The organism is Microbacterium resistens NBRC 103078, assembly GCF_001552355.1.
In the GTDB taxonomy this organism is placed as follows: domain Bacteria; phylum Actinomycetota; class Actinomycetes; order Actinomycetales; family Microbacteriaceae; genus Microbacterium; species Microbacterium resistens.
The window spans coordinates 24,127-35,537 of sequence record NZ_BCRA01000031.1 but is presented as its reverse complement, the minus strand read 5'-3'; the positions used below and the strand labels follow the sequence as shown (position 1 = coordinate 35,537).

Sequence of the window (11,411 nt, the reverse complement as noted above, 5' to 3'; positions counted from 1 at the left end):
GGATCAGGTCGGCGTCGGCGGCCCTGCGGATGTCGCCGGGGGTGGGCTCGTAGCCGTGGATCTCGGCTCCCGCCTTGGTGATCGACTCCACGGCGAGATGGTCGCCCGCGACGTTGCGGGCGATGTCCGCCAGCACGGTGAACGTCGTCAGGACCCGCGGGCGGTCGTCGTCGGGCGCGGCGCTCGGGCCCGCGCAGGCGGAGAGGACCAGGGACGACGCGAGCACGGTCGCGGCGAGCAGTCGGAGGCGAGGTTTAGGCATACCGAAACCCTATGTTTTCGGCGCACCGAAAACAAGCCGGGATCGGCGTCAGGGGGCAGCCGCCTCCGCGCTCCCCGCCCAGATCGCTCCGTGGTCCGCCAGGGCGGACAGCAGCCGCAGCCGCTCGTGGCTCTCCGAGCCGGGGGCCGCCGTGTAGACGAGCAATGAGTGGGACGTCGAAGGGTCCACCAGGGTCTGGCAGGTCAGCTCGAGCGCCCCGGCCTCCGGATGCCGGAACCGCTTGACGTCTCGAGGGCGCAGGCCGATCTCGTGCCGGTCCCACACTCGACGGAACTCCTCGCTCTCCTCGAGGAGCAAACGGGCGAGATCGGCGGCGCGGGAGCGCGGCCCACGCCGCGTCTTCACATCCCGCAGACCCGACGCGAACATTCGGGTGAGGAAGGGATGCTCGTCCGGGTCGTATCGCTCACGTGTCTCCGGATCCGTGAACCACCGATAGCCGATACTGCGGGCCGGTCCGGCGAACCCTGTCAGGTCCCCGGCGAGCGCGACGCTCGACGGCGTCTGCCGCAACGTCTCGCCGAGCTCGGTGACGATCTCGGCGGGCGTGTCCTGGAGCCGGTCGAAGATGCGCAGCATGCCCGGCGCGATGTGATCCGTCTGACCTCGCGCCGGCGGTGGATGACCGGCGAGACGGAACAGATGGTCGCGCTCGTCCGCCGACAGATGCAGGCCCTGCGCGATCGACGCGATCATCTGCGCCGACGGGCGGGGTCCTCGTTCCTGCTCGATCCTCGTGTAGTAGTCGGTCGAGAGGTGACAGAGCACGGCGACCTCCTCGCGGCGGAGGCCGTCGATGCGCCGGCGCGCTCCCCGGGGGAGGCCGACATCCTCGGGTTGCAGGGCGGTCCGTCGTCGACGAAGGAAGTCCGCCAAGCCCGTCCGATCGATGTCCATGCGTTCCTCCGGTCCTGTCGCGAACGGTGTACGTCGAGACAATCACGGACCACCGCGCGCATCCACGGATCAGTGGTCCCTGGATGCGCTCCGGCCGGCGGGTCACGGTGGGAACAAGCACCCGATTCCGGTGCCGATCACCGAGGAGGTCCCCTTGCGCGTACAACTCCCTTCCCTTTCCGACCTCTCCGGACGCCGAGCGGTCGTCACCGGCGGCAGCGATGGGGTGGGCCTTCGCATCGCGACCCGCCTCGCTGCGGCGGGAGCCGAGGTCGTACTGCCCGTGCGCAACCGGTCCAAGGGGGAGGCGGCGCTCGAGCGCATCCGTCGCACCGCCCCGGCGGCCCGGATCACGCTGCGGGATCTGGACCTGTCCTCGCTCGACGCCGTCGCGGAGCTGGGCCGGGTCCTCCGAGCAGAAGGGCATCCGATACACCTCCTCGTGAACAATGCCGGCGTCATGACGCCCCCCGCGCGGCAGACGACCGCGGACGGGTTCGAGCTTCAGCTCGGCGCCAATCATCTCGGCCACGTCGCGCTCGTGGCCCACCTCCTGCCTCTCCTGCGGAGCGGACGGGGACGGGTGGTCTCGCAGGTCAGCGTCGCCGCGGCGCGGGGCTCGATCGCATGGGAGGATCTGCAGAGCGAGCACCGGTACGACCCGATGGCGGCGTACCGACAGTCGAAGATCGCCCTCGGACTGTTCGGCCTGGAACTGGATCGGCGCAGTCGTGCCGGTGAGTGGGGGATCACGAGCGCGTTGTCGCATCCGGGGGTTGCCCCGACCAACCTGCTGGCGGCCCGTCCGGACCTGGGGCGGTCCGAGCAGACGGCGGGGCGACGGATCATCGGGGCCCTGTCGCGTCGAGGGATCCTGTTCGGGACGCCCGAGAGCGCGGCGGAGCCCGCGCTTCTCGCGGCGACCGATCCGGCGGCCCCGGGGAACCTGTTCGGGCCGCGCGGACTCGGGCGCCTCGGTGGCCGACCGGCGGGGCAGAGGCTCTACCGGCCTCTTCGTCGGGCCGAGGACGCGGAGAGGGTCTGGCAGGTGTCCGAGACGCTCACGGGTGTCGCTTTCCCCCGCGCATCCGGCGGGTCCGCGGCGGCGTAGCCTGGAGGGGTGACTGCGTACGTCTCGGCTTTCGACCTGTTCTCCATCGGTGTGGGACCCTCGAGCTCGCACACCGTCGGGCCGATGCGTGCGGGGTACGACTTCGCCCGGCGCCTGACCGCGGGCGGCCGGCTGGAGGACACCGCGCGGGTGACCTGCGCGCTCTACGGCTCCCTGGGGGCGACCGGCCTTGGACACGGCACCCCCGATGCGGTCGTCGCCGGCCTGCAGGGCCTGGCCCCGGAGACCTGCGATCCGGAGGACGTGCGACGTGCCTGGTCGGACTGGCCGGACGGCGCGGAGCTGCGCCTGGACGGCACGCGCGGGATCCGCTTCGACCGCGACGACGTGACGTTCGAATCGCGCACGCGTCTGCCCGGACACCCCAACGCCATGACCCTCCGCGCGCTCGACGCGGACGGCGCGCTCCTCTCGGAAGAGACGTACTACTCGATCGGTGGCGGGTTCATCCGCCGGGACGGAGAGGACGCGGCGCTCGCGGACGCATCCGGCTCCACGCCGGAGACGCCCTTCTCCTACGGGGATGCCGCGACCCTGCTGGAGCTGTGCGACGAGCACGGGCTGACGATCGCCGAACTGGCGCGGCGCAACGAGACCGCGGTGCGCAGCGAGGAGGAGGTCGCCGCGGGCCTCGACGCGATCTGGGACGCCATGGCGAGCTGCGTCGAGGCAGGGCTGCACGCCGAGGGCACGCTGCCCGGGATCCTCAAGGTCAAGCGGCGCGCGTCGACGATCCGCGCACAGCTCGAGGCGACCGAGGCGGAGGGTCATCGCGAGGTGCCCGGCGAGTGGCTGGGGGCGTTCGCCTTGGCGGTGAACGAGGAGAACGCCGCGGGCGGCCGGGTCGTGACCGCGCCGACCAACGGCGCCGCGGGCATCCTCCCCGCGGTCGCCATGTACTGGTGGCGGTTCCTCGCGGACTCCGGGCTCGGCGCGGGCAACGCGGTCACCCCCTACGGCGAGCTCGTCGGCAGCGCCCTGCTCGGTTTCGGTCCGGAACGCTCGCTCGTCGCCGTCGGTGCGATCGACGACCCCGATGAGCTCGCCGAGGCGAACCGGCGCCGGGGTATCCGGCGGTTCCTCCTCACCGCGACCGCACTGGGCTCCCTGTTCAAGGCGAACGCGTCGATCTCCGGTGCCGAGGGCGGCTGCCAGGCCGAGGTCGGATCCGCGTGCGCCATGGCCGCCGGCGGACTGACAGCGGTGATGGGCGGGACGAACCGGCAGATCGAGAACGCCGCCGAGATCGCGATGGAGCACCATCTCGGCCTCACCTGCGACCCGATCGGCGGGCTCGTCCAGATCCCCTGCATCGAGCGCAACGCGATCGCCGCGTCCACCGCGGTCACCGCGGCCCGGCTCGCGCTGCGCGGCGACGGCACGCACTACGTCTCGCTGGACGCCGTCGTGGAGACCATGCGGCAGACCGGCCTCGACATGTCGACGAAGTACAAGGAGACGAGCGAGGGCGGGCTCGCCGTCAACGTCATCGAGTGCTGAGCGCGGCGGTCGTCACCGGTCTCTGAGCAGGCGCGCGGCGAACCCCCGCAGCTCCTGCGCGTACTCCCGCGGTTCCACCACCACGGCCGGGGGAAGCACCGCCAGGGCGTGGGCGAGCCACGGCCAGCCCGCCAGGTGCAGCGCCACGCGGGTGCGCCCCTCCGGCAGCGCCTCGATCTCCAGCTCCTCCCGGGGCAGCGCGTCCCGCACCGCATCGCCGTCGGCGTCGACGTCGAGCACGACGCGCGTCCGATCCCGGCGCAGGCCCGCGGCGAGGTGAGCGTCGGCGGCGGCCTCCGGAAGCGGGCGCGCCGCGAACCCGAACGTCGAGACCGCGGCGGCGGTCATCCGGTCGAGGCGGAACGTCCGCCAGTCCTCCCGGTCCCGATCCCAGGCCAAGAGGTACCACCGCAGATGCCGGTGCAGCAGGCGGTGCGGCTCCGCGCGCCTCTCCTGCCGGTCGCCGGGATAGGCGAACCGGACGATGAGGCGGCCCCGGATCGCATCGCCGAGGTCGGCGAGCAGGCGTGGATCGACGGCGGGGGACTCCGGCCACGACACGTCCAGGCCCTCGCGGAGAGCAGCGGCGCGGGGCCGCAGGTGATCCGGCAGGAACTGGTCGAGCTTTCCCTGGACCCGCGCGGACGCGTCCGTGAGCGATCCCGGGGAGTCGCCGGCCATGGCGCCGAGCACGGACAGGGCGACCTGGGTGGCCACGGCCTCGTCGTCCTCGAGCAGCAACGGTGGCAGGGACCGCCCCGAGACGAGCCGGTATCCGCCGCCGGGGCCGGGGCGGGTCCGCACGGGATAGCCGTACCCGCGCAGGCGCTCCACGTCCCGCCGCAGCGTCCGCTCGCTCACGCCGACCTGCGCCGCGAGCTCGGCTCCGGCGTACTCCCGTCCCGTCTGCAGCGCCGACAGCAGTTCCAGCATCCGCCGGGTGACATCGGCCATGCTCCGAGGATAAAGGAAATCCCGGCCAGGATCCGGCCGGATCTGCGCGTACGGTGGGCGCCATGTCCACCCCCGTGATCCGCATCCGCGGCGCCCGCGCCCACAACCTCCGGTCCCTCGACATCGACATCCCGCGCGGCCGACTCGTCGTGTTCGCGGGCCTGTCCGGTGCGGGGAAGTCCTCGCTCGTCTTCGACACGATCGCCGCGGAGGCCGGGTATCAGCTCACCGAGACGTTCCCGCCGTTCGCTCGCAACCGCATGCCGAAGTGGACCCGCCCGGAGGTCGACGCCATCTCCGGCGTCTCGCCGGTCGTCGTCATCGACCAGCGGCGGCTGGGCGGCAACGCGCGCTCCACGGTCGGGACCATCACCGACACGTGGACATATCTCCGCCTCCTGTACTCGCGGCTGAGCGAGCCGCACGTCGGTGAGTCCACGGCCTTCTCGTTCAACGACCCGTCCGGGATGTGCCCGACCTGCGCGGGGCTCGGTGAGGTCGTCACCAGCGCCGTCGAGCGGTTCCTCGACCTCGACAGATCGCTCGAGGACGGTGCGATCCGCGTTCCCGGGTTCGGGCACGGCGGCTACTTCTATCGCCAGTACGCCGACATCGGCAGCTTCGCCGTCGACACCCCGTTGAAGGACTGGACCGCCGACGAGCGACAGGCGCTGCTCTACGGCGGAGAGGCCGCTGCGCGCCTCGGACGCCGCCCGCCGAAGGACTACGAGGGGATCGTCCCGCGCTTCGAGCGCATCCACCTGCACACGTCCGACCACGTCTCGGAGCGCAAGGCCGCGGTCATCCGCGACTTCACGAGGTCCGAGACGTGCCCGGACTGCGGCGGAGACCGGCTGAACGAGGCGGCCCGCACGGCGACGGTACACGGGCGGACGATCGTCGAGCTCGCCCGGATGGAGGTGGCCGAGCTCCTGCCGTTCGTGCGGGGGATCCGGGACGCCGACACCGCCCCGGTCCTGGCCGCGCTCGTGCAGCGGCTGGAGACGCTCGACGGCATCGGGCTCGGGTACCTGAGCCTGGGGCGCGCGACGCCGACCCTCTCGGGCGGGGAGTCCCAGCGGATCAAGACGGTCCGGCATCTGGGATCGAGCCTCACGGAGATGCTGTACGTCTTCGACGAGCCGACCGTCGGCCTCCACCCGGAGGACGTCGACGCGATGATCGCGCTGCTGCGGGATCTGCGCGACAAGGGCAACACCGTGCTGGTCGTCGAGCACGATCCGGCGGTGATGGCCGCCGCCGACCAGGTCGTGGAGATCGGGCCGGCCGCGGGAGAGGGCGGTGGGCGCCTCGTGTTCCAGGGATCGTTCGAGGACCTGCGGCGCGCGGACACCGCGACCGGGCGTGCGCTGCGTGCTCCCCTCCCCGAACCCGGTCCGCCGCGGACGGGGGACGGTGTCGTGGAGATCCGGCACGCGACGCGCAACAACCTCCAGGACGTGTCGGTGGGGATCCCGCGCGGGGTGCTCACCGTCCTCACCGGCGTGGCGGGCTCCGGCAAGTCCAGTCTCGCGGCCGAGCTCGTCGCACAGCACGGGGCGATCGTGATCGACCAGCGACCGATCGCCGCGAACCGGCGATCGACGCCCGTCACCTACACGGGCATCGCGACCCAGATCCGCCGGGTCTTCGCCGATGCGCACGGGGTCTCGCAGGGGCTGTTCAGCGCGAACTCCGAAGGCGGGTGCCCCGCGTGCGGCGGCCTGGGCGTGCGCTACACGGACCTCGCCTTCATGGAGGGGAAGGAGACGCCGTGCGAGACGTGCGGCGGCCGCCGGTTCCGGCCGGAGGTGCTCGCGCTCACGGTGGACGGGCTCAGCATCGCCGACGTGGACGAGCTGACGATCGCCGAGGCCGTCACCCGCCTGCCGTCGAAGCGGATCCGGGACGCGCTGTCGCACCTCGCCCGCATCGGGCTCGGCTACCTCCGGCTCGGCCAGCCTCTGAGCACGCTGTCCGGTGGGGAGAGTCAGCGTGTGAAGATCGCCGCGGAGCTGCGCGACGCCGAGGAGTCCGCCGTGTACGTGCTCGACGAGCCCACCACCGGCCTGCACGCCTCGGACGTCGGGACCCTCGTCGAGCTGCTGTCGGCGCTGCGCGACCGGGGCCACACGGTGGTGGTGATCGAGCACAACCTCGCCGTCATCCGCCGGGCGGACTGGCTCATCGACCTCGGACCCGGCGCGGGGCGCCATGGCGGCCGAGTGCTGTACGAAGGCCCGGTGCCGGGGATCCGCGACACCCCGACCGCCCGCGCGCTCGCCGCGGAGGAGACCGCCCACCACGGGTGAGGCGCAGGAGGGGTGCAGGGCGACGTGGGTGTGGGGGTGGGTGCGTGCGGCGGGCGTGGGCGCGTGCGGGAGGAGTCCCCCGCGTCGGCAGGGCTGCGCGGAATAGGGTGGGGGGATGGTCAGTGCTCGCCGCCGCGGACGGCCGCGCGGGGAATCCGGGTCGCGGGAGCGCATCCTGTCCGCCGCCGTGGAGGAGTTCGGCGAGCACGGATACGAGGCGGCCACGATCCGCGCGATCGCCGGACGTGCGGACGTCGACTCCGCTCTCGTGCACCACTACTTCGGCACCAAGGCCGATCTGTTCGCGGAGGCGGTCGGGATGCCGGTCCGGCCCGACCACGACGTCCCGGGGATCCTCCGCGGTCCGCGAGACGGGGTCGGCGAGCGTCTGGTCCGGTATGTGCTGGAGGCCTTCGAGCGCCCGGAGGTGCGCACGCGCGGGGTGATGCTGCTGCGGACGGCGATCGGCAGCAAGGCGATGACCCCGCTCGTGGCGGGCTTCCTCTCCCGCGAGCTGATCGGGCGGGTCGCTACCGAGCTCGACGTGCCCGACGCCGAGCTTCGTGCCGGGCTCGTCGCCTCCCAGATGGCGGGGATGCTGATGGGGCGGTACGTGCTCCGCCTCGCGCCCCTGGCGGAGGCGTCGGTCGACGACCTCGTGGCGCGGGTCGGCCCGACGGTCCAGCGCTACCTCTTCGCATAGCCGCCGCGGATTCCCGCGCTCCCGCGGAGTTCGCGCGCCCCGGCGGAGTTCGCACGCTCCGGCGGAGTTCGCGCGCTCTGGCGGATCCTCTAGCGAGATTCCTCCGCCGCTATGTGCCGTCTCCGTGTGCCGGGGAGCGGAGCCGCGGGGGCGGGGGAGGGGGCGGGGTTCTTGACGGGGGAGAACGGCGGGCGGATAATTCATCGCATGATGAATAACGTCGCGGTGGACGTCGACGACCTGCGGGTCCGGCGGGGCCGGACCGAGGTCTTCGACGGCCTCTCGGTCCGCATCCCCCGCGGGGAGGTCACGGGGCTGCTCGGACCGTCGGGATGCGGCAAGACGACCCTCATGCGATCCATCGTCGGAGTGCAGCGGATCCGCAGCGGCACGGTGACCGTGCTCGGGGAGCCCGCCGGGTCCGCGCGGCTGCGGCGTCGCGTGTCGTACGGCACGCAGGGGGCGGCCGTGTACACGGATCTCACCGTGCGGCAGAACCTGCAGTACATCGCGTCCCTCCTCGGGGTCGACCGCGCCGAGGTGGATCGCGTGATCGCGGACGTCGGGCTCGCCGACCAGGCGCGGCAGGTCGCCGGATCCCTCAGCGGCGGACAGCTCGGGCGCGTGTCCCTCGGCATGGCGCTGCTGGGCGGACCCGAGCTGATCGTGCTGGACGAGCCCACGGTGGGACTGGATCCCGTCCTGCGCGCCGAACTGTGGACGCTGTTCCGCCGGATCGCCGATTCCGGCACGACGGTGATCGTGTCGAGCCATGTCATGGACGAGGCGCTGCGCTGCGATCGCCTGCTCCTCATGCGCACCGGACGCATCGTCGCCGACACCACGCCCGACGCTCTGCTCGCCGACACCGGCGAGACGGACGCGGAGGCGGCGTTCCTCGCCCTCATCGCTCGGGACGAGGCCTCCCACGCGAATCTGCGACGGGAGCACCGGCCCGGTCGCGAGCGGGCGTCGCGGAAGGGACCCGGCCCGGACCGTTCGCGACCGCCCGGCGCAGGGCCGCACGAGGCGGATCCGGAGCAGGCTCCGTCTCCGGGTGCGCCGAACGGAACGGAGGGCGGACGATGAACGGCCGACGTCTGTTCGCGACCGCCGGGCGGGTGCTGCATCAGCTCCGCCACGATCCGCGGTCCATCGCCCTCATGCTCGTGGCTCCGAGCCTGCTCGTCGGGCTGTTCGCGTGGCTGTTCGCGGATCAGGACGGGGTGTTCGACCGGTTCGGCGGCGCGATCCTCGCTCTGTTCCCCTTCATCCTGATGTTCCTGCTGACCTCGATCACGACGCTTCGCGAGCGCCGGTCCGGCACGCTCGAGAGGCTCATGACCACCCCGCTCGGCAAAGCGGACTTCATCCTCGGGTACGCGCTCGCGTTCGGCCTGATGGCGGTCCTCCAGGCGGTCATCACCGTCGCGTTCGCCGTCGGGGTGTGCGGTCTGGAGGTGGACGGACCCCTGTGGCAGCTCGGTCTCGTGGCGGTCGTGGACGCGCTGCTCGGGACCTCACTCGGCCTGCTGGCGAGCGCCTTCGCACAGACCGAGTTCCAGGCGGTGCAGTTCATGCCCGTGCTGGTGTTCCCGCAGATCATCCTGGGCGGGCTGTTCATGCCGCGCGATCAGATGCCGGATGTGCTGTCCGCGATCTCCGACTGGCTGCCGCTCAGCCACGCGATCGACGCAATCCAGGCCGTCGCCGCCGGAGATGAGGGATCGGATCTGTTGCGACCCGTGCTGATCGTCGCCGCGTTCGCCGTCGGGTTCCTCGTGCTCGCGCCGCTCACCCTGCGTCGTCGGACTCCGTAGCCGGCCGACATCGCCGGGGATGGCGAAGGGCCGGAGCGGCGTCGTCCCGACGATCGTCGGCGGATGCCCCTCCGGCCCTTCGGTCGGCGCGTGGAACGGTGTTACTCGGTCGTCTCCGGGGCGGCGTCCCGCACGGACGATGCGGATCCCGAGGCCGCCGTGGCCGGCGCCGCGGCACGAGGCGTGTCCTGCGCCTCCGCCACACCGGCGCCGAATCCGCGACCGATGGCCTGGCCCTGGATGATCGCGGCGAGGTCGAGCCCGGTCGCGGCGCTGACGCTGTCGAACACCGAACGCATCGCCTTCGCGCTGTCGCCGCCGACGACGCCCGAGGCGCCGTCCTCGCCCGATCCGCCGATGATCGAGACGTTCCCGATCGCGGCGTAGCCCTTGGCGAACTCCGCCATGATCGCGGGGAGCACCTCCAGCACACGCTGGGACAGGAAGGCCTCCTGGTTCGACGCGATGGCCTTGGCCTCCGCCTCCACCGCGGCGGCGCGCGCCTCACCCTCGGCGCGGATCGCGTCCGCCTCGGCGTTCGCCCGGAGGCGGCGCGCCTCCGCCTCGGCCTCGGCGAGGGCACGGAGCGCGCTCGCCTCACCGGCGGCCTTGGCTTCGGCGGCGGCGGCTTCACCGTCCGCGCGGGCCTTGTCCGCCTGTGCCTGCTGCTCGGCGATCCGGGTGCGGGCCTCGGCCTGCTTGACCTGCTCGATGGCCGCCGCCTCGGCGGCGCGCTCGCGCGTGTAGAGCTCCGCCTGCGCTCGCGTCTCCGCCTCGTAGCGCTGGGCATCGGCGACGCGCTTGACGTCCGCATCCAGCTGCGCCTGCTTGTTCTCCGCCTGCTGCTGGAGAACGGCCTGCTCCGCCTGCGCGCGGGCGAGCTGCTCGGCCTGCTCGGCCTCGGCACGCGCCCGGCCGATGCCGGCGTCGGCGTTGGCGGTGTTCGTGTCGAGCGCGGTCTGCTCGATCAGGTTGGCTTCCTGGTTGGCGATGTTCTTCTGGTTGATCGCACGGTCCGCGTTGGTCTGCGCGATCTCCGCGGCCTGGCGCTTGGCCTGGATCTCCGGGGCTCCGAGGGACTGGATGTACCCGACCTTGTCAGTGATGCCCTTGATCTGGAAGGAGTCGAGGATGAGTCCCTGTTCGGCCAGCTCTTGCGACACGTCCGCGGCGATCTGGTCGGAGAACTTCTTGCGCTCGCGCATGAGCTCGACGACCGACAGCGTGGCCACGATGCCGCGCAGCGCGCCCTCGAGCTGCTCGGTGGTGAACTGCTCGATCGCCTTGTCCTGCGAGGCGAAGCGCTCGGCGGCCCGACGCACGTACAGCGGGTCGGATCCGATCTTCACGATCGCCACGCCGTCGACGTTGAGCGTCACACTGTCCAGGGACTGGGCCTCGGCGTTGAGCGACACCTGACGGGAACGCAGCGAGATGATCTCGTGACGCTGGGTGATCGGGTTGACCAGCGACTTGCCGTTGACGATCACGGTGACGGGCGATTCGCCCATCTGGGTCTGGCTGGACCCGTCCGCCGCGATGACGGCCCGCTGCACCTTCTGTCGCCGGCCCGAGATGACGAGCGCCTCGTCGGCGCGAGCGACCTTGATCCAGCTGCGCGCGAACAGCAGCACGATCAGCAGGACGATGACGATGCCGACGACGGCGATGCCGGCGATGACCAAGATCCCGATCAGAGACGCGGGGTCCATGGTGTTCCTCCCCTCCGGGGCTCCCCGGTCGGAGAGCCGATGGCGCCGGCGCCGGATGCGCGGGCGCGTCCCCTCACTCTGCCAGATGCCCGGGCTCG

The 11,411-nt window shown here is 72.1% G+C and carries 10 protein-coding genes; 6 read left to right on the top strand and 4 right to left on the bottom strand.

Translation table 11 applies throughout. The features are described from left to right. Both MR1_RS06885 and MR1_RS06880 read right to left on the bottom strand, forming a co-directional pair. A partial coding sequence (locus tag MR1_RS06885) for a metal ABC transporter substrate-binding protein (RefSeq protein WP_157517938.1) occupies positions 1 to 262 on the bottom strand: 262 nt, incomplete at its 3' end. 48 nt (positions 263 to 310) lie between these two features. Continuing rightward, on the bottom strand, positions 311 to 1,180 hold the full coding sequence (locus tag MR1_RS06880; RefSeq protein ID WP_067244347.1) for a helix-turn-helix transcriptional regulator: 870 nt from the start codon (positions 1,178 to 1,180) through the stop codon (positions 311 to 313). Positions 1,181 to 1,334: 154 nt separating this feature from the next. Here MR1_RS06880 and MR1_RS06875 point away from each other — a divergent pair, with 154 nt between their 5' ends. Continuing rightward, the gene (locus MR1_RS06875) at positions 1,335 to 2,291 is read left to right on the top strand and encodes an SDR family oxidoreductase (RefSeq protein ID WP_233460264.1); all 957 of its coding nucleotides are present in this window, start codon (positions 1,335 to 1,337) and stop codon (positions 2,289 to 2,291) included. A gap of 9 nt (positions 2,292 to 2,300) precedes the next feature. Continuing rightward, complete coding sequence (locus MR1_RS06870) at positions 2,301 to 3,812, top strand: L-serine ammonia-lyase, iron-sulfur-dependent, subunit alpha (RefSeq protein WP_067244345.1); 1,512 nt, start codon at positions 2,301 to 2,303, stop codon at positions 3,810 to 3,812. Between the two features lie 12 nt (positions 3,813 to 3,824). Here the strand turns inward: MR1_RS06870 and MR1_RS06865 are convergent, their stop codons facing one another. Continuing rightward, positions 3,825 to 4,766: a helix-turn-helix transcriptional regulator gene (locus tag MR1_RS06865; protein WP_067244343.1), complete on the bottom strand. Its 942-nt coding sequence runs from the start codon at positions 4,764 to 4,766 to the stop codon at positions 3,825 to 3,827. A 62-nt stretch (positions 4,767 to 4,828) separates the two neighbouring features. Here MR1_RS06865 and MR1_RS06860 point away from each other — a divergent pair, with 62 nt between their 5' ends. The 4 genes from MR1_RS06860 (at position 4,829) to MR1_RS06845 (ending at position 9,601) form a co-directional block, all read left to right on the top strand. After that, entirely contained in the window at positions 4,829 to 7,078 is a 2,250-nt protein-coding gene (locus tag MR1_RS06860; protein ID WP_067244340.1) for an ATP-binding cassette domain-containing protein, read from the top strand. Between the two features lie 115 nt (positions 7,079 to 7,193). Beyond that, positions 7,194 to 7,781, top strand: a complete 588-nt coding sequence (locus MR1_RS06855) for a TetR/AcrR family transcriptional regulator (RefSeq protein WP_067244337.1) — start codon at positions 7,194 to 7,196, stop codon at positions 7,779 to 7,781. 207 nt (positions 7,782 to 7,988) lie between these two features. Beyond that, positions 7,989 to 8,870: an ABC transporter ATP-binding protein gene (locus tag MR1_RS06850; protein ID WP_157517936.1), complete on the top strand. Its 882-nt coding sequence runs from the start codon at positions 7,989 to 7,991 to the stop codon at positions 8,868 to 8,870. Then, positions 8,867 to 9,601 (top strand): ABC transporter permease, encoded by a 735-nt coding sequence (locus tag MR1_RS06845; RefSeq protein WP_067244334.1) that lies wholly within the window; start codon positions 8,867 to 8,869, stop codon positions 9,599 to 9,601. Before MR1_RS06850 ends, MR1_RS06845 begins: the two co-directional genes overlap by 4 nt. 101 nt (positions 9,602 to 9,702) lie before the next feature. Here the strand turns inward: MR1_RS06845 and MR1_RS06840 are convergent, their stop codons facing one another. Further along, positions 9,703 to 11,313 carry an SPFH domain-containing protein gene (locus MR1_RS06840; RefSeq protein ID WP_067244332.1) on the bottom strand — a complete coding sequence of 537 codons (1,611 nt, stop codon included), beginning with the start codon at positions 11,311 to 11,313 and terminating at the stop codon, positions 9,703 to 9,705. Between the last annotated feature and the right edge of the window lie 98 nt (positions 11,314 to 11,411).